The sequence below is a fragment of the Corynebacterium sp. S7 genome, from assembly GCF_054401105.1.
Genome location: NZ_CM136760.1, coordinates 2,428,540 through 2,448,975 on the forward strand (window position 1 = coordinate 2,428,540; position 20,436 = coordinate 2,448,975).

Below are 20,436 nucleotides of genomic sequence, written 5' to 3' on the forward strand. Positions count from 1 at the left end.
TGCGGTCACCAGGTGTGGCGACTATGACACTATAAGTCACGCCTTATACGTATCGACGATTGCCTAAAACCCTTGCAAATTTCCTTCATTTATCCGTTGAACTATACCCCGAGGGGGTATACGGTTGGTGTTATGAAGAACTCGGAGCATCAAACAAACCATGCCGAGCACGTAGATCAACTAGATACTGCCCACCAGCATGAACACCACGAAGACCACGAACATACGGACCACATGCAGCACATGGAACACAGTGGCCATGAAGGGCACGAAGGCCATATGGATCACAGCGGCCACGGTGGGCACATGGGCCACGTCGCCATGTATCGCCGCCTCTTCTGGATCATGTTGGTCATCGCCATTCCTGTCGTGATCTTCAACGACATGTTCGCCGACATCATCGGATACACGCTGCCGGACGGAAGCTGGGTCAAATGGGTCTCCCCGATCCTGGGCACCGTCATGTACATCTGGGGCGGACGCCCGTTCCTCACTGGTGCGGTTGACGAGTTAAAACAGCGTTCCCCCGGCATGATGATGCTGGTCTCGCTCGCAATTACCGTGGCGTTCTTCGCCTCTTGGGCCGCCACCTTGGGCCTTGTATCCCATGAGTTGAACTTCTGGTGGGAAATGGCGCTCCTGATCGTCATTATGCTGCTGGGCCACTGGATTGAGATGCGCTCGCTCGCTCAAACCTCATCTGCGCTCGAGAGCTTGGCCGAGCTGCTGCCTGATACCGCAGAAAAACTCGATGCCTCTGGTGAAATCACGTCGGTCGCCCCGAGCGATCTCGCGGTTGGAGATGTAGTCCTTGTCCGACCCGGCGCGACCGTGCCTGCCGACGGCGAGATCATCAACGGCGAGGCCCACCTAGACGAATCGATGATTACAGGCGAATCCCGCGCTGTGCGCCGTGGCGAGGGCGATAACATAGTCGCGGGTACGGTATCTACGGACTCCGCCCTGCAGGTCAAGGTCACCGCAGTTGGCGACGACACCACGCTGGCCGGTATCCGGAAGCTGGTCAGTGATGCGCAGAATTCGTCGTCACGCGCTCAACGCATCGCAGATAAGGCCTCCGGCTGGCTCTTTTGGTACGCGGTCATTGCGGCTATCATTACGGCGATCGTCTGGACGGCGCTCGGCTACCCCGAGTCCGCTGTCGTGCGCACGATTACGGTACTGGTCATTGCTTGTCCTCACGCTCTCGGTCTGGCCATTCCGCTGGTCGTCTCGATCTCTACCGAGCGTGCCGCTCGTGGCGGTGTGCTGATCAAGGATCGCCTTGCACTGGAGAATATGCGCAACGTTGATACGGTTCTGTTCGACAAGACCGGCACCCTGACCGAGGGCTCCCCTGAGGTCACCGCAATTGTGCCTGCCAGCGACGAGTACACCGAGGATCAGATCCTGCAGATGGCCGCTAGCGCCGAGTCCCCCTCCGAGCACCCGCTTGCTACCGCGATTGTCCGCAGTGCCGAGGCTCGTGGCCTTGAGCAGTCGGTAGCCACGGACTTCAGTTCCGCACCTGCAGTGGGCGTTCGTGCGCTTATCGACGACCGCGTGGTCCAAGTCGGCGGCCCGTATCTACTTGAGCAAGAAGGCGCAACGGAACTGCATGAGGTTGAGCAGTGGCGCGATGAAGGTGCGATTATCTTGCACGTGCTAGTCGATGGAAAAGTGATCGGCGCGCTGCGATTGGCGGATGCAATTCGTCCGGAGTCTCGCGAAGCAGTCGACGCGCTGCACAAACTGGGCATCCAGGTGGTCATGATCACCGGCGACGCCGAGGCTGTGGCAAACTCTGTCGCGTCCGAGCTGGGCATCGATCGCGTCTTTGCTGGAGTACGCCCAGAAGACAAGTCCGCCAAGGTTGCCGAACTCCAGGAGGAGGGGCGCACCGTTGCCATGGTCGGCGACGGTGTCAACGATGCCCCGGCACTTGCGAAGGCCGATGTCGGTATCGCGATTGGTGCCGGCACGGATGTCGCAGTGGCATCTGCTGGCGTGGTCTTGGCCTCCTCGGACCCACGCTCCGTAGTCTCGGTCATCGAGCTGTCCAATGCCTCCTACCGCAAGATGGTGCAAAACCTTTGGTGGGCAGCAGGCTACAACCTAATCTCGGTGCCACTGGCAGCAGGCGTTCTGGCCCCAATTGGATTTATCTTGCCGATGAGCGTGGGCGCCATCTTGATGTCGCTATCGACCGTTGTGGTCGCCCTGAACGCTCAAACTCTGCGACGACTCGACCTCTCCCCCGAGGCCAGCACTGCCCGCGTACTCGAGAAGTAGCGCTCGATCCCCCGTCGCAGGCCGGATCACCGGAAATCCGTGCCGCTCGTAGAAGCGATGCGCATCGTGATCCGCTTCGTCGACGGGGATCTGCAGGTCTTCGACACCGCGGGCACGCGCCTCACTCAGAATCATTTCAAAGACCTGCGCGCCGATGCTTTCACTGCGGCGCGCAGGAACCGTATACAACTCGTCGAGAATCGCTGCGGGTCCTGCGCTCCACAGTGCCGGCCGCAAGGTGACAAACCCGAAGGAAACGATCGGGTGTCCGGCAACCACGCTGAATGCGGAGCCTCCGGCAAGGGCGCGGGAGATGCGTTCCGCTAAGACAGCTTCAGCGGGCGCTGGTTCACCGAATTCAGCGTTGAAGGCACGCAGGAGAACGGCGAGTTCCTCGGCGTCGTCTGGGGTAGCTAAACGAACAGTGACATCCAACATGGGTGCCACTGTAATCGTTTAATTGGTGTTAATTATTGCCTTTGTGTTCCGTCAACCGCAGCGAACCGCTGCTTGGAGCAAATGAATACTTTTACTTGATAGTTTCTGGCGGGATCAGGCCACGCGGGGGCTGAAAAGTAATGATGTCCGCTCCACTTGACGGGGTTGACTTACGCATAACTTCCCAGCCTTGCGCGTGTGCTTTTGCTGCCAAGGCAAATGCGGTTTGTATCGACTCCCGCGAAACTTTGGAGGAATCCAAAACTAACTTCCCGTCAGTCTCGGATCCTTCCGCGAGCAACTTCGTATAGTCAGTTCCCCATGTCACCCGCGACAGAGCTTGGACAACGGATTTTGGGCGCTCATCAATCAAACAGTGGTGCCATAATTTTGCACGTGACCATATCTCCTTCTACACGCGCATCCACGATCCACCCAGCGTTTTGCAGGGCCTTCAGTGATGCGTCGAGAAAGTCGCTTTCGATTTCATCGATGGGGTTGTGAGAAAACTCAAGGATTCGCGAGTCAACCTCGCGGACATTGTCCCATAATTCTGTCGCCCCGTTTTGTAGGACCTGCTGTGCCCGCGTAAAAATGCAAGGTTCAGATTCGCCGACTGAAATAAGACACCTGGGACTAACAAAGAGAGCCATGAAGCCTTCGCTGCGCCCGAAATTGGCCTGTTGGATGGAATATCCGGCGGACTTCAGCCTTGAGCAATCGTCGAAAAATGCTTTCAACTCTACTTCGGTGTAACGCCCGTTACTTTCCTCGGGAAAAACAACGACCGCGGTCTGGTTGCCATGGCCAACGCCGAATTGGTGCCACAGAGGTGATTCTGGGGGATTGAGAGCATCGTAAATCGCAGAAATTTCCTCGTCCAACACTAGCTCGCACTTGTTCTGGAAAAGTATCCCCTTGCTCGACACCTTGCTCGCCATACTTCCAGCTCTCCTTGTTGCCCGTTGAAACGATTTGCAGTACAAGACAAATTCCGAATTGCGCCCTTTTAGGCACGACAAGCTTTGTGGACAAAATTTCCTAACCCATAAATCACATCATATGTGAAGAGGTGTAAAAGGGCCACGCCTTATCAATAATAACCGTGAAAACTATCACACGCGGTCTGCAAGATGCTTATCAAATCAACGGAACAATAGAAGCCCCGAAACGCCTTGTATTTTTGGCGTTTCGGGGCTGTAACGGTGGGCCCTGTGGGGATCGAACCCACGACCTGCGGATTAAAAGTCCGTAGCTCTACCAACTGAGCTAAAGGCCCGTCGGAGATATCCTAGCGCTTCGCTTGCAGGAGAAGAAATCGGCCCTTTTTGAATCCGATTGAAACGGTTGACCCCTTAATAGGTCAGCCTTTACAAACGGGAACTATTGGCAAAGAATTAACGACAATCGATTACAAGGGAATTAAATTCTTCCCAACGATTGATGCTGAATGACGCCATTCGTCCAAGAGCGGTGGCGCGGCGCAACCTGACCGTCATGGAGAAAAGTTCATGGAACTTGACCTAGTTGATATATCCCGTTGGCAGTTTGGGATTACAACTGTCTACCACTACATATTCGTACCGTTAACCATTGGTCTTGCACCGATGGTGGCCATCATGCAAACCATGTGGCACCGCACTGAAAACGAGGCGTGGTACCGCGCCACAAGATTCTTTGGAAACCTCTTCCTCATTAACTTCGCGATGGGTGTTGTCACCGGCATCGTCCAAGAATTCCAATTCGGATTGAACTGGTCCGAGTACTCAAGTTTCGTCGGCGACGTGTTCGGCGCACCACTCGCCTTCGAGGGCCTAGCGGCCTTCTTCTTCGAATCCATCTTCTTAGGCATCTGGATCTTCGGTTGGGGGCGCATTCCCAAATGGGCGCACCTAGCATCAATTTGGACCGTCGCCATTGCCGTCAATGTGTCCGCCTACTTCATCATCGTGGCCAACTCCTTTATGCAACACCCAGTCGGCGCGGTATATAACCCAGACACCGACCGTGCAGAACTCGTGGATATCTGGGCACTTTTGACGAATCCGACGGCGCTCCAAGCCACTCCACACGCCATCTTCGCTTCTTGGATGCTCGGCGGCACCTTCGTTTGCGCCATCGCAGGCTGGTGGATGGTCAAGGAAAAGCGCAAAGGCGATCCCGATGGAGCCGCGCAAGACATCTGGCGCAAGCTCACTCGCTTTGGTGCCTGGGTGATCCTGATTGCTACCGTCGGAGTCTCCCTCACGGGCGACCAATTGGCCAAGCTCATGTTCCAACAACAGCCAATGAAGATGGCCTCGGCGGAGGCGCTCTGTCACACCGAAATGGACCCCTATTTCTCGATCCTCTCCGTTTCCACAATGAACAACTGTGACACGGCAGTACACCTCATCGATGTGCCTTGGGTGCTCTCCTTCCTAGCAGAAGGCAAGTTCACTGGCGTCGAGCTGCAAGGCGCACTTGAACTCAATGCCCAATACCAGGACCTCTACGGCGCGGGCAATTATATTCCGAACCTGTTCGTTACCTACTGGGCTTTCCGCCTCATGATCGGGTTCATGGTTGTCCCTATCATCTTGGCACTCGGTGCCCTGTGGCTGACCCGCAAGAACCGGGTTCCTTCGGCGCGCTGGATCCAGATTGGTAGCCTGGTTGCTCTTCCTGCGCCATGGCTGTCCAACTTCGCAGGCTGGATCTTCACCGAAATGGGTCGCCAGCCATGGGTGGTCCACCCGAACCCCGAATTCCAGGGAACAAATTCGGCTGGTGGAGAGCAAAACATTCACATGATCGTCGATTATGGCGTTTCCGATCACGAGCCGTGGCAAGTCCTCACCAGCTTGATCATCTTCACATTGCTCTACGGCGTACTCGCCGTGGTGTGGTTCTGGCTGATGCAAAAGTACGTGCGCTACGGGCTCGACCAACCCGGGATCCACAAGGGCGATGCCGACCACATCGCTGAGGTCACCTATGGCCCCGCGGAAGATTCCGAGCTTGCCCCATTGACATTTAGCGACGACTCCCCGGACGCGGAATCTGGGGGCAGTGAATCGTCGCGAAGCGGCACAACAGCCCTGAAAACCGATCCCAAAAATAACGAGGGTGAGAAGTAAATGGATCTGAACACCATTTGGTTTGTTGTAATCGCGTTCTTTTTCATCGGCTACTTCATCCTTGAAGGATTCGATTTCGGCGTTGGTATGTTGCTGCCATTTGCGGGCGGCAAGGACAAAGAAGAAAACGATCGGCGTCGCTCGGCGCAGATGACCACGATTGGGCCGGTGTGGGACGGCAACGAAGTGTGGTTGATTACCGGTGCCGGTGCCCTCTTCGCGGCCTTTCCGGAGTGGTACGCCACCTTGTTTTCCGGGTTCTACATCCCGCTGTTGCTGATTTTGATCACCTTGATTGTTCGTGGTGTGTCCATCGAATGGCGCGGAAAAGTGAATACGTATCAGTGGCGCAAGCGCTGCGATATCGGCACCATGATCGGTTCCTATGTCCCCTCTTTCTTGTGGGGTGTGATTTTCACAAATATTGTCATCGGCGTTCCGATGAACGAGGCGGGTCGCATTAATTCGTTGACCGATGGCTTCATTGGCTTGTTCACTCCGTTGGCTCTGCTCGGTGGCCTGGCATTCGTGCTGGTGTTCATGCTGCATGGTGCAATGTTCATCGGGCATAAGGCTGAGGATCCACTGCGCAGCCACATGCACGACTTGGCAAAGAAGTGGCTTGTCGTCCCGGTTATTATCGTCGCGGCCGCCTACCTCATCGGGCTGCAGCTTAGCGTCGGTGTTAATTGGACCTGGATTATTCTCGGCCTCACGGTGCTGGCATTGGTGGCCGCAATTATTGCGCTCTTCAAGGCACACGACGGCTGGGCCTTTGCATTCACCGCACTGACCATTGCCGGCGTCGGAATTATGCTCTTCGGTTCTTTGTTCCCCGACGTCATGCCTTCGACAAGCCAGTTCCCAGGCTGGGATATCTACAATGCTGCGTCGAGTCCCTACACCCTCAAGGTCATGAGCTGGGGTGCCATACTCTTTGTGCCTGCGATCCTCGTAGGCCAGGGATGGGCATACTGGTCGTTTAGGAAACGGGTGAAGGTTTAACTCGTGGCCTCACCGGTTGATCCCCGCCTAATTCGCATAGCTCCTCCGGTCCGCCAACTTATCGTGCGGACCGGGCTCACACAGGGCATAAATACCGTGCTGATTGTTGCCCGCGGGGTGCTCCTTGGCATCATCGTCGCTTCGGCAATTGAGGGGCGCGAGGCGAATTATGTGGCCCTATTTATTGCTCTTGCGCTTGTAGTTGTGGCGCATGGCTCGGTGGCCTGGGCCGCGAAACGAAACTCGACACAAGCGGTGGGCGAAACTGTAGATACCCTGCGTGAGCAGGGCCTCCGGGCTCTTTCCCGGCGCGACCCGCGTGAAGTCCAGGAAAACGCGGCCTCGTGGCGCCATATTCTTACTCGCGGGCTCGAGGACTTCCGCCCGTATCTGAGCGATTTCCTTCCCTCGCTGATTGCCCTGGTGATTGCGACACCGACGGTGCTCATCGTCATCTTCGTATTCGATTGGGTCTCCGGGATCTTCGCACTGGTCACATTGCCGCTTATCCCGGCCTTTATGATCCTGATTGGCAAGCTCACGGCCACCCACACCGAACGCCGCCTGCGCGTCACCTCAGGTCTCGGCGACCAACTCGCTGATCTCCTCTCTGGCGCACCGACGCTGCGTGCACTGCATGCCACCGAGCGCCCGGCGCGCCAGATCCGAGAGACCGGCAAACGCCACGAGGAGGCCACCATGGGTGTGTTGCGCCTAGCTTTCCTTTCCTCGTTCGCACTGGAATTTTTGGCTACGCTTTCCGTCGCGCTCGTCGCGGTCAGCATTGGCCTGCGTCTCGTCTACGGCGACATGAGCCTGCTCGCGGGCTTGGTTGTGCTCATCATCGTCCCCGAGGTGTTCAACCCCGTGCGCCAGGTGGGCACGAATTACCACGCTGCGGTAGATGGGCTCGAGGCCGCCGATCAGCTACTCACGCTCATCGACGCCGAACCAAGTACCACCGGTGCCTACCTGAGCCACGGTGTCCCGGGTGTGCGCGCGGAGGCCCTCTCGGTGAGTGGCCGCGACGGTGTGCGCCCCGAGAACCTCTCCTTCGACGCACTGCCCGGTCGCGTCACGGTACTTGCGGGCCCGAACGGTTCCGGCAAATCCACGGTGTTTCTCGCTGCGCTGGGATTGCTTCCCGACGACAAGGTCACCGGGTCGATTTCGGTGACCGGTGACGTCGCCTACCTGCCCGCCCGTCCCGCCACTGTCCCAGGAGATGTGGAGGACAACTTGGTCCTCATGGGCTCAGCCACCACACCCGCCTCGCGGGAGGCCGTAGGCCTCGACATGCCCCTCGACCAACAGGTCGGCCCCGCCGCCGAAGGCATTTCGGCAGGCCAACTTCAGCGCATCGGGCTGTCGCGCACGCTTGCAAGTGAGGCACCGGTTTTGCTTCTCGACGAGCCTACTGCCCACCTCTCCCCCGAATTGGTAGAAAAAGCTCTGGACGCTATCCGCGCCGAAGCTGCCAGCGGGAAAACGGTTGTTGTCGCTTCCCACGACGAGCGCGTCTACTCTGTCGCAGACGAGGTGGTCAGGCTATGAACGATCTCAAATTCCTGCTCCGTTTTGCTGGTGTCCGGCGCCGCGATCTTGTCTGGGCAGTGATTGCCGGATCCATCACGCTGCTCTCCGCGCTGAGCCTCACCGTGCTGTCGGGTTGGTTGATCACCAGGGCCTGGGAAATGCCCCCGGTACTGCACCTTTCTGTGGCAATCACGGCAGTTCGCGCACTCGGCATTTCTCGGGCCGTATTCCGCTACCTGGATCGGCTTGTGTCGCACAAGCTGGGGCTCACCGCCCTGACCACACTGCGCGCGAGGGTCTATGACGCGCTGGCTTCGTCGTCAAGTGTCTTGACTCGCGGCGAAGGCCATGTCCGCCTAGTCAACGACACGGAGCGCATCACCGATCTTGTCGTGCGCACCGTGGTCCCCGTCGGTGTGGCTATTGTCCTTTCCATTGCAGCCATTGCATTTACTGCGTGGCTGAGTCCGCTGGCTGCTGTGGTGATGGCGGTGGCGTTTGCTGCAACGGGGCTGCTTATTCCGGCGATCGCTGTACGGGTGTCGCGGGGAACGCGCAACGTTGAGGCAAGCGACGAGTTCAATGTGCGCCTTGATGCTGTCCTCGAGCACCGGGCGGAGTACTACGCTGCGGGCAAAGCCGAGGAGCAAATTACTTCAGCCGTTGCCGCCTCGAAGCGTTCAACTGCCGAGTCCGTCGCTGCCCAGCGGCCCCTTGCCATCTCCGAGGGGATCCAGGCCTGGGCAACTGGTCTTGCTGCCCTGCTGGTCACGCTCATCGGTGTGACTACCTATACCGGCGAGCCCGTCTGGCTGGGCATGCTGGTGATGATCCCGCTTGCTGCCTTCGAGGCGCACGGCCCACTTGCTGAGGCAGCGGTGCACGCCGAGGAGGCCAAGATCTCGGCGGCCCGGCTGCGCAAGCTTGTGGAGGCTCCCGCCACGCCAGAACCTACCCCTGAGGCAACCGCGGCGGTTGATGCGCGGGATCTGCACACTGTGTGGGGCGATACCGTGTGGAATTTCCACCTCGACGCGGGCGGCCGCATGCTCGTCCGCGGCCCCTCCGGTTGTGGCAAAACGACGATGCTCCAAACCGTTGCGGGCCTGCTTCCAGAAGCCTCCGGCCAGGTGACCAAACCCGAGGGCGCTCGCTTCTTCGCCGAGGACGCGTGGCTATTTTCCACCTCAGTGCGTGAAAATATCCGCGTTGCCGCACCCCAGGTCTCGGAAGAGGTGATGAATGAAGTATTGGAGGCCGTCGGCTTCGAATTCGACTTGGACTTTGTCCTGGCAGATGGCGCCGAATCGCTCTCCTCGGGTCAACGCCGCAGGCTACTTCTCGCCCGAGCGCTGTGCAGCGACGCAGATGTATTGCTTCTCGACGAGCCCACCGCCCACCTTTCGCCCGATGCAGCTAACTCAGTTCTGGACATGCTTTTGCACCAGAACCTGCCGGGGGCTAAGCCGCAGCGCACTGTTCTTGTGGTTGCGCACACGGACGGCCCGGTTGGCGTGGAGGTGAGCACTACTTAGCTGGCCATTTTTTGCCAGTGTTCGATACCAGCATTAAACAACAAAAGGCCGGTACCACCTTGAGGTGGTACCGGCCTTTTGTCGTGTAAGAAGTCTTACTTCTTCATGGAGCCGTTCTCCAGCATGCGAACGTGGAAGTCGAATGCAGTCTTCAGATCATGAGGAGTTGCCTGGTATGGCTGTACGGACTGAGCGCGCTCGAAGTACTCCTGCAGCAGTGGCTGGTAATCAGGGTGAGCGATCTCGATCATCTTTGGCACACGGTCACGAGGAGCCAAGCCGCGCAGGTCTGCGTAGCCGCGCTCGGTGATGATCACCATTGCGTCGTGCTCGGTGTGGTCGATGTGAGCTGCGAAAGGAACGATGGTGGAGATATCGCCACCCTTTGCCTCGGAACCAGAGATGAAGGAGGAAACGAAAGCGTTACGGGTGAAGTCACCGGAGCCACCGATACCGTTCATCACGCGGGTGCCGTTGACGTGAGTGGAGTTGATGTTGCCGTAGATGTCAGCTTCGATCATGCCGTTGGTAGCAATCAGGCCTAGTCGACGAATGACCTCAGGGTGGTTGGACACCTGCTGAGGACGCAGGATGATGCTCTTGCGGTAGCGGGCAGCTTCGTTGTTCATCTTCTCTGCGTACTCAGGAGAAAGAGAGAAAGCGGTTGCGGAAGCAACGGTCATCTTGCCAGCATCGATCAGATCGACCATGCCGTCCTGGATCACTTCGGTGTATGCCTGGATGTTCTCGAACTTGGAATTCAGCAGACCTGCCATCACAGCGTTAGGGACATTGCCCACGCCGGACTGCATGATGTAGCGGTCGTAGGAGAGGCGACCAGCCTGAACTTCGTCTTCGAGGAACTGCAGGAAGTTGCCAGCGATTGCCTTGGAGACATCATCCGGTGACTTGAAAGGCGCATTGCGGTCAGCAGCGTCGGTCTTCACAACTGCGACGACCTTGGATGGGTCAATCTCGATGAAGCTGGAACCGATGCGGTCACCGACATTGTTGATTGGCACAGCCACACGGTTAGGAAGCTTGCTGTTCGACCAGATGTCGTGCATGCCCTCGAGATCACGAGACTGCCAGTCGTTGACCTCGATGATGATCTTTTCTGCAGCCTTCAGGTACTCAACGGAGTTACCCACGGAGGAGGAAGGAACCAAGTTACCTTCCTCAGTGATACGCACAACCTCGACGATGGCAACGTTGATCTTGCCGAAGAAGCCCTGCTCAACGTAGAGGCCGGACTGGGACAGGTGAATGTCCTGGTACTTCATCTCGCCCGAGTTGATCTTGTTTCGCATGGTTGGATCCGACTGGTATGGCATGCGGTAGCGAATCGCATTTGCTTCAGCCAGAACGCCATCGCAATCATCTGCGGTGGAAGCGCCGGAGAATACGTCAATTGCGTACTCTTCGCCTCGGCTGTGAGCTGCCTTTGCCTTCTCGGCGATTGCCTTTGGCAGTGCCTTTGGGTAGCCAGAGCCGGTGAAGCCGGAGATGCCGACCTTGTCACCGTCTTTAATAAACTCCGCTGCCTCCTCGGCAGTCATAACCTTTCCACGCAGTGCTGCATTTGCGATGCGGTCGCTCATATCGGGAATTCACCTCTATATCGATTGGGATTAAGCAATTGGTGTCCAGCATATTGTAGCGCAGATTCCAGTTCCATGCCACAAGGTTTGCCCAAGTGATTATTATTCTTCACACGCCTGCAAATTAGCCAGGTAAAACAAGATATTTCAAACTTTGCTAGCACCACTAAACAGGGGTGACCTCCCCTTTCACTCACCCCCAGAGGCACCCCCACAGAAATTGAAACCCACACTGGGGTTTCGGTGCCACGTGGGTTTTGACAACCAGCCCTAGACTGCAACAATAAGCGTTGTGAATCACCCTCAACTACGCATTGGCGACATGGACCTCTCCTCGCCTGTCATCCTCGCCCCGATGGCAGGCGTGACAAATATGCCGTTTCGTGTTTTATGCCGCGAAATCGAAGAGGAAATGACCGGCACTTCGTCGGGACTGTATGTGTGCGAAATGATTACCGCACGCGCGCTCGTCGAGGGCAATGAAAAAACCTTGCACATGACTTCCTTCGCCGACGTGGAGAAGCCTCGCTCCATGCAGCTATATACGGTCGATCCTGAATACACCTATAAGGCAGTACGCAAGATCGTCGAAGAAGACATCGCAGACCACATCGATATGAACTTCGGTTGCCCCGTGCCCAAGGTCACTCGTCGCGGTGGCGGCTCGGCAATCCCTTATAAGCGTCGCCTGTACGGAAATATTGTTAATGCCGCTGTCCGTGCTGCCGAGGGCACGGGCATTCCAGTCACGGTCAAGTTCCGCATCGGCATTGACGACGACACGCATACCCACCTGGATGCCGGCCGAATTGCCGCTGAGGAAGGTGCAGCAGCAGTGACCCTGCACGCCCGCACCGCAGCCGAGCGCTACTCCGGTCAGGCCCACTGGGACGAAATTGCCCGCCTAGTTGAGCATATGGATGGCTCCGGCGTTCCAGTCTTAGGAAACGGTGACATCTTCGCCGCCGAGGACGCACAGCGCATGATGGACCAGACCGGCTGCGCAGGCGTCGAGGTCGGTCGCGGTTGCTTGGGTCGCCCATGGCTCTTTGCCCAACTTGGAGCTCAGCTGCGCGGCGAGCCAATCCCTGCCGATCCCACCCTGGGCAAGGTCACTCAGATCATTTATCGCCATGCCGAGCTTCTGGCTCAGCACGACGGCGAGGCCCGCGCGTGCCGCGATATTCGCAAGCACATCGGCTGGTATTTGCGTGGCTATCCCGTCGGCGGCGAGATGCGCTCTGCGCTAGCGAAGGTGAGCAGCCTTGCCGAGCTCGCCGAGAAACTCGCACCATGGGCAGATTCTGATGCGCTTGCCGACGATGCAGACGGCGCACGCGGTCGCCAAGGTTCTTCGTCGAAAGTTGCGCTGCCGGACGGCTGGCTGGATGACCCAGAAGACGCTTCCGTACCCGTGGGCGCCGAAATTGAAAACAACGGTGGATAGGGATTCACCCCCACACTCACGGTCGTTTTTTCACTCATCGCGCAATTTTTTCAGACGTACCTTATGATTACACGCATGCGCACTGTCTACCGTGAACACCTCGATGCGTTTGCACATGATCTTTTGGTCATGTGCGATTCCGTGCGTGCAATCATGGAAAAAGCGTCCGAGGCACTACTGCGAGCATCCCTAGAGAAGGCTGAAGAAGCCCTCTCCTTCGCCGACCCATTAGAAGAAATCAAGGTCCGTTGTGAGGAACGTGCGGTTCAGCTCCTCGCTCTAGAAAACCCCGTCGCCTCTGACCTGCGCCAGGTCGTTTCGTCTATCTATATCGTTGAGGATTTTGACCGCATGGCGGCGCTGGCTATGCACATTGCTAACACAGCGCGTCGTCGCCACCCTGAATTCGCAATTCCGGAAGACGTTCGTGGCTATATCGAAGAAATGGTGCGTCTCGTAGACGACATGGGCGAAAAGACCCATGACCTGCTCGTCGCACCTGATGCGGACGTTGCCCTCATTCTTAATCAGGACGACGATGCCGTCGACGATCTCAACTACTTCCTGCTCAATCTGCTCACTGAGCGAGAGTGGAAGCACTCCACGAAGGAAGCCGTGGATCTCACGTTGGTATCGCGCTACTACGAGCGCTACGCGGACCACTGCGTCAACGTCGGCGCCCGCATCGTCTATCTCACCACAGGCCTCATGCCTGAGGAATACATCCAGAAAAAGGAAACTGACCGCGCCGATGCCGAGATGAAGCAGCGCTTCGCTGATCTTGAGCGCCAGTTCACGCGCGGCCGCAAGCAAGACTAAAGCCGGTTCATCCGAATGGGCAGCGCTTCCCACCCTCCCGACGGGTACACCTCGCGTGTGCCTTCTTCTGTCTGCTCCACCGAAGCGCGCGCCAGAATCGCACTGATAATCGCGCGCAGCTCTAACATCGACAGCCCTCGGCCCGGGCATGCATGCGGGCCGGTTCCCCACACAAGGTTGTGCTCGCCGTGTGCGTTAGGGTCAAAGGTTTCAGGCTTATCGACGACCGCACCATCCCGGTTTGCAGCCGTCCACACCAGCCGGATCCGTTGCCCAGTGTTAAGGTCGTTGCCGGCAAGGGTGACTGGGCAGGTGGTGATTCGTCGATTAGTAACAAATGGGCTATCCAGGCGAAGGAACTCGTCGATAATTGCTTCGTATTCTCGAACGGAAATATCTTGGCGAAGCCGCTCCTGAACACTCGGATTCTGAGCGAGCCCGTGCAAAATAATGCCGATGCAATAGGCCATCGAGCTAAGGTCTCCCCCAGTCCAATTGCGCAAAATAGAGACAATTTCGTCGAAGTCGAGGGGGCGTCCGAGGAATTGGTCGTGGATGAGCTGGCTTGTGACGTCGTCGGTGGGATTTTCCAGCCGCGGTTCAACCACGCTTTTAATGATGCTGTCAAAATCTTCTGCAACTTGTGCAGTCTCGTGCGCATCTCCTGCCCGGGTTGCTGCAGCATTGCTTATCACCCACGCAATGAGTCGGGGCGCAATCTCCTTGGGCCAATTCAACCACGCAATCATGGCATGCACGGCAAAATGAGCCCCTAGCTCGCCGACTGCGTCAATCGAGTCCTCGCCGATGAACTTGTCCACCGTTTCCTGTGCAACTGCCTCAAATGCAGGCTGGAACTCCGCTACGGCTTCATCGGTGAGATAGCGCTCGATAAGTGCGCGGAATTGTGCGTGCTGCTGCCCATCGAGCCCATTGGGGATCTGCAAGTGGGACGAGACAGCGGAAGAGAACTGCTCAGGTTGCTCAGCCACATGGCGAGTAGCACTATGCCCCATGACGAGAACCTCGCCTTGGGGCGTGAGCACAGTGTGTTCGTCCTCGGCCAGAAGTGCGTCCCCAAGCTCTCGAGCATCTTTGCCTGTCGGGTCAACAGTTTTCACTCATGCGCTCCTTTGCGTGCCTTGTTCCAGGCCTGCTGTCAAGTCCTACTGTCAAGGCCTGCTTCCCAGGCTAGCCGAAACGCCCTGCTACGTAATCTTGTGTTTCCTGATTCGAGGGGTTGTTAAAAATGGTTGTTGTGTCGCCAAATTCGACAAGCTTGCCGGGCTTTCCGGTCGCTTCGAGAGAGAAGAACGCGGTCTTGTCAGAGACGCGGGCTGCCTGTTGCATATTGTGGGTGACGATCACGATGGTGTAGTCCTGCTTCAGCTCATGAATGAGCTCTTCTACCGCCCTCGTTGAAATTGGGTCAAGTGCAGACGCGGGCTCGTCCATAAGCAATACCTCAGGCTCGACGGCAATCGCGCGCGCGATCACCAACCTTTGCTGCTGACCACCCGAGAGGCTACCGCCGGGCTTGTCTAGCCTGTCCTTGACCTCATCCCACAGATTGGCTCCGCGCAGCGACTTTTCAGCTACTTCCTTGAGCTTCTTCTTGTTGGTTTCGCCGCCAAGCCTCAGTCCTGCCACTACGTTGTCCTCGATGGACATGGTTGGGAAGGGATTAGGCTTTTGGAACACCATGCCGATGGTGTTGCGCACTGATACGGGGTCGACGCCTGGGGCGTAGATGTCTTGACCGTCTAATGTGACTTCCCCAGTAACACGCGCACCGGGGATCACTTCGTGCATTCGGTTAATTGTTCTAAGTACCGTGGACTTTCCGGTGCCAGAGGGCCCGATAAAGGCAGTAACGGCCTTCTCTGGGATGCTCATATTGACGTCTTGGACTGCGAGGAAATCGTTGTAATAGGTGTTTACGTTGGTGAGTTCGAGCTTCGACATGATCTCTCCTGTGAGTTCTAATTGGTCGTCTCACCCCGTATAGCATATGACATGTCAACAATATTCCCGTCGCGATTTCTACCCTTTTACCTGCATCTTTTGAGATTAGCAGGGCTTACACAACGCAAAAACCTGCCCCAACCAAAACGGTTGAGGCAGGCTTTAGGATTTGGCTGGATTAGCCGAAACGACCAGCGATGTAGTCTTCGGTCTCCTTGCGGGAAGGGTTCTCGAAGATGGTCTTGGTGTCATCGAACTCGATGAGCTGACCTGGCTTGCCGGTTGCTTCCAGAGAGTAGAAAGCAGTCTTGTCGGACACGCGAGCTGCCTGCTGCATGTTGTGGGTCACGATCACGATGGTGAATTGTTCCTTCAGCTCGTGGATCAGGTCCTCAACAGCAAGAGTGGAAATTGGGTCAAGAGCGGAGCAAGGCTCATCCATGAGCAGAACTTCTGGCTCCACTGCAATCGCGCGTGCGATGCAGAGACGCTGCTGCTGACCACCGGAGAGGCCGCCGCCTGGCTTGTCCAGACGATCCTTAACCTCTTCCCAGAGGTTTGCGCCGCGCAGGGACTTCTCGGCAACTTCCTTGAGCTTCTTCTTGTTCTTCTCACCAGAGAGCTTCAGGCCCGCAACAACGTTGTCCTCGATGGACATGGTTGGGAATGGGTTCGCCTTCTGGAACACCATACCGATGGTGTTACGCACCGACACTGGGTCGATGTTCTTTGCGTAGATATCCTGACCGTCCAGCTTGATTTCGCCCTTGACGTAAGCACCAGGGATGACCTCGTGCATACGGTTCAGGGTGCGAAGCACGGTGGACTTGCCACAGCCGGATGGGCCGATGAAGGCGGTCACAGCCTGTGCTGGGATCTGCAGGTTAACGTTCTGCACGGCGTGGAAATCGCCGTAGTAAATATTGACATCATTGAGTTCGAGCTTAGACATCGTGTCTCCTCTTAGGTTTTCTGGACTTCGGCGTTTTATTTCTTAACGGAGAACTTCGCTGCGATGTAGCGTGCAATGAGGTTGATAGCCACAACCAAGATCACGAGAGTCAGCGCGGCGCCCCAAAGCTTGTCCATGAGCGGCTGGGTAGTACCAGCCTTGTACATGTCAAGCATCATCAGCGGCAAGGAGGACTGCGGTCCACCGAATGGATTCCAGCGGATCTGGCTGGTGGAACCCACCAAGATCAGCACTGGTGCGGACTCACCCATCACGCGGGCAACAGCGAGCATGACACCGGTGACGATGCCGGACATCGCGGTTGGAAGCACGATTCGAGCAATCGTCTTCCACTTCGGAACACCAAGTGCATAGGAGGCTTCACGCAAGTCCATTGGGACGACTCGCAGCATTTCCTCGGTGTTACGCACGACGATTGGAATCATCAGCAGGATCAACGAGAGCGCCACGGCGAAGCCGGAACGGCTCTGACCGAGAACGGTAATCCACAGGGTGTAGATGAACAGTGCAGCAACGATGGAAGGAACACCGGAAAGGATGTCCACCATGAAGGTGGTAATGCGGCCCAGGCGGGATCCGTTTGCGTACTCCACCAAGTAGATCGCCGTGAAGACACCGACAGGGATCGAAACGATCGACGCAATGAAGGTCTGAACCAAGGTACCGATGATGGCGTGCAGTGCACCGCCGCCTGGCAGAATCCTGGTCGTACCGGACTGGTCCTGGGTCCACCAATCAAGGGTGAAGACAACGCCAGAACCCTTAGCGATAACTGTCCACAGCACCCACACCAGTGGGATCAGGGCGACGATCATCGCGCCCCACATCAATGTGGTAGCAAAGGTATTTGTTGCTTTACGACGAGGAGAGATATCTAAGAAGGTCGGGCCACTGGCGCCGGACACTCGCTGGTCTGTAGGGGTTACAGTACTCATTTTCTTTCCCCTTACTTCTTGTTCACGATCGCACGAGCGATCGAGTTGACGATAAAGGTCAGCAGGAACAAGACCAAACCAGCGGCGATGTAAGCACCAGCACTAATTGGGTTGTTGAACTCTGCTGCGGCGGAAGCAATCGCAGTAGCGAAGGTCGTACCGCCATCAAACAGGGAGCCACGGAATTCGGTGGACGGAGAGACCACCATGTACAGCGCCATGGTCTCGCCCAGTGCACGACCAAGGCCGAGCATCGAGCCGGAAACGTAGCCGGACAGACCGAATGGGATCACGGTCATGCGAACAACTTCCCAACGGGTAGCACCCAAGGCAAGAGCAGCCTCGATCTGTCCCGGAGGGGTCTGCACAAAGACTTCACGCGCAGTAGCTGCGATAACAGGCAGAATCATCACTGCCAGCACGATGCCACCGGTAAGCATGTTACGGCCGGTCTCGAACGAAGGAGAGTTGGAGTAGGTGGCGAAAAGGAAGAAGCCACCACCCCAACTGTGAATCCAGTTATAGAAACCAGACAGCGCTGGGCCAAGAACCTGCCAGCCCCAGAGACCGTAAACGATGGAAGGAACTGCGGCGAGCATATCGACCAGGGTGCCCAGCGGGCGGATCAGGCGCTTTGGCGCCCAGTTCGACAAGAACAAAGACACACCCAGTGCGACCGGCATAGCAATAATCAATGCAATCAATGAGATCGTCAGAGTGGACATAAACAAGTTCGGAATACCGAACTGCATGTTCTCTAGGTCATTGGTCTGCCAAGTGCCGGTGTATGTGAAGAAGCCCCACAGTCCGCCCTCGTTACGAGAGACCGGTGGAATCGCCTGGATCAACAGGAAGAGGCCGATTGCAGCAATGAGAATAGTGATCAGAGTTGCCGACGCAACAGAGAGGAACTCGAATACACGGTCGCCTGGACGCTTAACGCTTGCGCCCTTGGTTTGTTGGATTCCGTGCTTTTCATTGCCACCGGTTGGCTGTGGTCCAGCGAGAGGGGCAGCTGCAGAGCTCGTCAAAGTTGGGTCAGATTCGGTGGCAACGTCGCCAGCGCGAAGAGGCTCGTTCGCGTTCAGTGGCTCGTTAGTGGTAGCCATAAGGTTCGAATCCTTCGAAGTATGAGGGGGACAAGAGCTACGTGCAGCAACTCTTGCGGTCGGACTGGGCCATTCCGGAAAACCGGAAGTATGCAAACCCTGGCGACAATGATCATCATCTAGTCGAATTCACATACACGGCGGACCCCTGGCCCGTCTTTGGCGGACTGGGGAACTGCTAGAAGCAGCCCGGTCAATATAGAGACCGGGCTGTTCTAGTGCCGATCTAAGGTTGATCTAAGATCGCCCAAAGACGACGTATCGACTACTGGATTGCGTCGACCGCAGCCTGCAGGCGCTCACCGTGAGTGCCTGTGACTGGGATGAAGCCGAGCTCCTCAAGGGTGGAATCCTGGGACTGCAGAGCAACGTTCAGGAAGTCCTTGACACGAGCGGAGGTCTCCGCGTCGTAGCCAGCGGAGCAAACGATCTCGTAGGTGGTCAGGATCAATGGGTAGGAGTTCGCCTGGTTGGAGGAGAACAGAGCGTCGGTGTCAACGACCATGTCGTGGCCCTCAGTCTTGAAGGTCAGGCCGTCAAGAGCGGTACCGACGTTTGCAGAGTTGAGCTCGGTTGGGCCTGCACCGAAGTCAATGTTTGCAATAGACAGGCCCTGCTGCTTTGCGTAGCCGGACTCAACGTAGGTGATGCCACCGGAGATGTTGGAAGCCTGGGTGGAAACGCCGCCGGAACCCTCAGCGCCCTCGCCGACCTCGCGTGGGAACTGCTGGCCGGTGCCAGTCCAGTAGCCGCCGGTTGCTGCAGCGAGGAACTTCTGGAAGTTGTCGGAGGTACCGGACTCATCAGAGCGGTAAACAACGCCGATCTGCTGATCTGGAAGAGTGGTGCCTTCGTTTTCTGCAGCGATCTTAGGATCGTTCCAGTTGGTGATGGTGCCGTTGAAGATCTCAGCAACGGTCTGAACGGAAAGGTTCAGGTTGTCAACGCCTTCAACGTTGTAAGCGATTGCAACTGGGCCCACAACCATTGGGAGGTGCCAAGCATCGTTGCCACCGCAACGCTCCTTAGCTGGCTCAATCTGGTCATCGCTCAGTGGGGAGTCAGAGCCAGCGAAATCAACCTGGTTTGCAACGAAGTTACGACGGCCAGAGCCGGAACCGGAAGAGTTGTAAGCGAGGGAAGCGCCAGATACTGCCTCGGCGTAACGCTGACCGAAGTAGTCCATTGCGTTTGCCTGGGAAGAAGCACCCTCACCGATGAGCTCACCAGTGGTGCCGGAGAGACCGTCTGCAGAGACAGCAGAGCTGTCTGCTGCGGAGGAACCACCTGTGGAGGAGCTGGAGGAAGAAGAGTCGCTGCTGCAAGCAACGAGGGAAACTGCGGTAGCTGCGGCAACGCCGACGGCGGCGATGGAACGCTTGTAATTACGGATCACGGGATACCTTTCCGGTGCGAATTCAGATTTGAAAGTCCGAGCATCGGCCCCTGGCAAGGGAGGAGATACCACCTGTGATTTCACATGATGATGCCATCCGATTGCTCACCCGAAAAAAGTTACGGTGGCCACGTTAACCACATGTGTATCAAATAGTGAACAAAGGGTTAATTTTTCTGCAGCCTGCGTGAAATTCCCCGCTCGCTGCTATCAAACACAAAAAGAAGTGCAATGAGCATCACATTTAAATTTGTGGATTTCCCAGG

At 56.9% G+C, this 20,436-nt stretch carries 16 protein-coding genes and 1 tRNA gene; 7 read left to right on the plus strand and 10 right to left on the minus strand.

The window, feature by feature from the left end; translation table 11 throughout:
- The first annotated feature begins 132 nt into the window (after positions 1–132).
- Positions 133–2,292, plus strand: a complete 2,160-nt coding sequence (locus tag ACXZ66_RS11575; RefSeq protein ID WP_458748908.1) for a heavy metal translocating P-type ATPase — start codon at positions 133–135, stop codon at positions 2,290–2,292.
- Here ACXZ66_RS11575 and ACXZ66_RS11580 read toward each other — a convergent pair.
- From ACXZ66_RS11580 to ACXZ66_RS11590, 3 genes are all read right to left on the minus strand, one after another.
- Positions 2,200–2,730 (minus strand): GNAT family N-acetyltransferase, encoded by a 531-nt coding sequence (locus tag ACXZ66_RS11580; protein WP_458748909.1) that lies wholly within the window; start codon positions 2,728–2,730, stop codon positions 2,200–2,202. The two genes, ACXZ66_RS11575 and ACXZ66_RS11580, sit on opposite strands and share 93 nt — an antisense overlap.
- 365 nt (positions 2,731–3,095) lie before the next feature.
- Positions 3,096–3,671, minus strand: a complete 576-nt coding sequence (locus tag ACXZ66_RS11585; protein WP_458748910.1) for a hypothetical protein — start codon at positions 3,669–3,671, stop codon at positions 3,096–3,098.
- Between the two features lie 265 nt (positions 3,672–3,936).
- A tRNA-Lys gene (locus ACXZ66_RS11590) sits at positions 3,937–4,009 on the minus strand.
- A 232-nt stretch (positions 4,010–4,241) separates the two neighbouring features.
- Here ACXZ66_RS11590 and ACXZ66_RS11595 point away from each other — a divergent pair.
- The 4 genes from ACXZ66_RS11595 to cydC are packed head-to-tail and all read left to right on the plus strand — an operon-like array spanning position 4,242 to position 9,925.
- Positions 4,242–5,849 (plus strand): cytochrome ubiquinol oxidase subunit I, encoded by a 1,608-nt coding sequence (locus ACXZ66_RS11595; RefSeq protein WP_458748912.1) that lies wholly within the window; start codon positions 4,242–4,244, stop codon positions 5,847–5,849.
- Complete coding sequence (gene cydB, locus ACXZ66_RS11600; RefSeq protein WP_458748913.1) at positions 5,850–6,854, plus strand: cytochrome d ubiquinol oxidase subunit II; 1,005 nt, start codon at positions 5,850–5,852, stop codon at positions 6,852–6,854.
- 3 nt (positions 6,855–6,857) lie between these two features.
- Positions 6,858–8,408, plus strand: a complete 1,551-nt coding sequence (locus tag ACXZ66_RS11605; protein ID WP_458748915.1) for an ABC transporter ATP-binding protein/permease — start codon at positions 6,858–6,860, stop codon at positions 8,406–8,408.
- Positions 8,405–9,925 carry a thiol reductant ABC exporter subunit CydC gene (cydC, locus tag ACXZ66_RS11610; RefSeq protein WP_458748916.1) on the plus strand — a complete coding sequence of 507 codons (1,521 nt, stop codon included), beginning with the start codon at positions 8,405–8,407 and terminating at the stop codon, positions 9,923–9,925. The genes ACXZ66_RS11605 and cydC overlap by 4 nt, the downstream gene beginning before the upstream one ends.
- 95 nt (positions 9,926–10,020) lie before the next feature.
- Here the strand turns inward: cydC and ACXZ66_RS11615 are convergent, their stop codons facing one another.
- A complete protein-coding gene (locus tag ACXZ66_RS11615; RefSeq protein WP_458748917.1) occupies positions 10,021–11,526 on the minus strand; it encodes a succinate CoA transferase in 1,506 nt (501 codons plus the stop codon).
- Positions 11,527–11,848: 322 nt separating this feature from the next.
- Here ACXZ66_RS11615 and dusB point away from each other — a divergent pair, with 322 nt between their 5' ends.
- Together dusB and phoU are read left to right on the plus strand one after the other, a co-directional pair.
- Complete coding sequence (gene dusB / locus ACXZ66_RS11620; protein ID WP_458751382.1) at positions 11,849–12,973, plus strand: tRNA dihydrouridine synthase DusB; 1,125 nt, start codon at positions 11,849–11,851, stop codon at positions 12,971–12,973.
- Between the two features lie 75 nt (positions 12,974–13,048).
- Complete coding sequence (gene phoU / locus ACXZ66_RS11625; protein ID WP_458748918.1) at positions 13,049–13,792, plus strand: phosphate signaling complex protein PhoU; 744 nt, start codon at positions 13,049–13,051, stop codon at positions 13,790–13,792.
- Here the strand turns inward: phoU and ACXZ66_RS11630 are convergent.
- From ACXZ66_RS11630 to pstS, 6 genes are all read right to left on the minus strand, one after another.
- Positions 13,789–14,913 (minus strand): cytochrome P450, encoded by a 1,125-nt coding sequence (locus ACXZ66_RS11630; RefSeq protein WP_458748920.1) that lies wholly within the window; start codon positions 14,911–14,913, stop codon positions 13,789–13,791. The two genes, phoU and ACXZ66_RS11630, sit on opposite strands and share 4 nt — an antisense overlap.
- A gap of 70 nt (positions 14,914–14,983) precedes the next feature.
- Positions 14,984–15,757: a phosphate ABC transporter ATP-binding protein PstB gene (pstB, locus tag ACXZ66_RS11635; protein WP_458748921.1), complete on the minus strand. Its 774-nt coding sequence runs from the start codon at positions 15,755–15,757 to the stop codon at positions 14,984–14,986.
- A 178-nt stretch (positions 15,758–15,935) separates the two neighbouring features.
- Positions 15,936–16,709, minus strand: a complete 774-nt coding sequence (pstB, locus tag ACXZ66_RS11640; protein ID WP_458748922.1) for a phosphate ABC transporter ATP-binding protein PstB — start codon at positions 16,707–16,709, stop codon at positions 15,936–15,938.
- Between the two features lie 35 nt (positions 16,710–16,744).
- Complete coding sequence (pstA, locus tag ACXZ66_RS11645) at positions 16,745–17,665, minus strand: phosphate ABC transporter permease PstA (RefSeq protein WP_458748923.1); 921 nt, start codon at positions 17,663–17,665, stop codon at positions 16,745–16,747.
- An 11-nt stretch (positions 17,666–17,676) separates the two neighbouring features.
- On the minus strand, positions 17,677–18,774 hold the full coding sequence (pstC, locus tag ACXZ66_RS11650) for a phosphate ABC transporter permease subunit PstC (protein ID WP_458748924.1): 1,098 nt from the start codon (positions 18,772–18,774) through the stop codon (positions 17,677–17,679).
- 265 nt (positions 18,775–19,039) lie between these two features.
- Positions 19,040–20,170 (minus strand): phosphate ABC transporter substrate-binding protein PstS, encoded by a 1,131-nt coding sequence (gene pstS / locus ACXZ66_RS11655; protein ID WP_458748926.1) that lies wholly within the window; start codon positions 20,168–20,170, stop codon positions 19,040–19,042.
- Between the last annotated feature and the right edge of the window lie 266 nt (positions 20,171–20,436).

Bases quoted from the DNA above. Each gene is read 5' to 3' on its own strand.
- ACXZ66_RS11575 (WP_458748908.1), top strand. From the start codon at position 133: ATGAAGAACTCGGAGCATCAAACAAACCATGCCGAGCACGTAGATCAA.
- ACXZ66_RS11580 (WP_458748909.1), bottom strand. From the start codon at position 2,730: ATGTTGGATGTCACTGTTCGTTTAGCTACCCCAGACGACGCCGAGGAA.
- ACXZ66_RS11585 (WP_458748910.1), bottom strand. From the start codon at position 3,671: ATGGCGAGCAAGGTGTCGAGCAAGGGGATACTTTTCCAGAACAAGTGC.
- ACXZ66_RS11595 (WP_458748912.1), top strand. From the start codon at position 4,242: ATGGAACTTGACCTAGTTGATATATCCCGTTGGCAGTTTGGGATTACA.
- cydB (WP_458748913.1), top strand. From the start codon at position 5,850: ATGGATCTGAACACCATTTGGTTTGTTGTAATCGCGTTCTTTTTCATC.
- cydC (WP_458748916.1), top strand. From the start codon at position 8,405: ATGAACGATCTCAAATTCCTGCTCCGTTTTGCTGGTGTCCGGCGCCGC.
- ACXZ66_RS11615 (WP_458748917.1), bottom strand. From the start codon at position 11,526: ATGAGCGACCGCATCGCAAATGCAGCACTGCGTGGAAAGGTTATGACT.
- dusB (WP_458751382.1), top strand. From the start codon at position 11,849: ATGGACCTCTCCTCGCCTGTCATCCTCGCCCCGATGGCAGGCGTGACA.
- phoU (WP_458748918.1), top strand. From the start codon at position 13,049: ATGCGCACTGTCTACCGTGAACACCTCGATGCGTTTGCACATGATCTT.
- pstB (WP_458748921.1), bottom strand. From the start codon at position 15,757: ATGTCGAAGCTCGAACTCACCAACGTAAACACCTATTACAACGATTTC.
- pstB (WP_458748922.1), bottom strand. From the start codon at position 16,709: ATGTCTAAGCTCGAACTCAATGATGTCAATATTTACTACGGCGATTTC.
- pstA (WP_458748923.1), bottom strand. From the start codon at position 17,665: ATGAGTACTGTAACCCCTACAGACCAGCGAGTGTCCGGCGCCAGTGGC.
- pstC (WP_458748924.1), bottom strand. From the start codon at position 18,774: ATGGCTACCACTAACGAGCCACTGAACGCGAACGAGCCTCTTCGCGCT.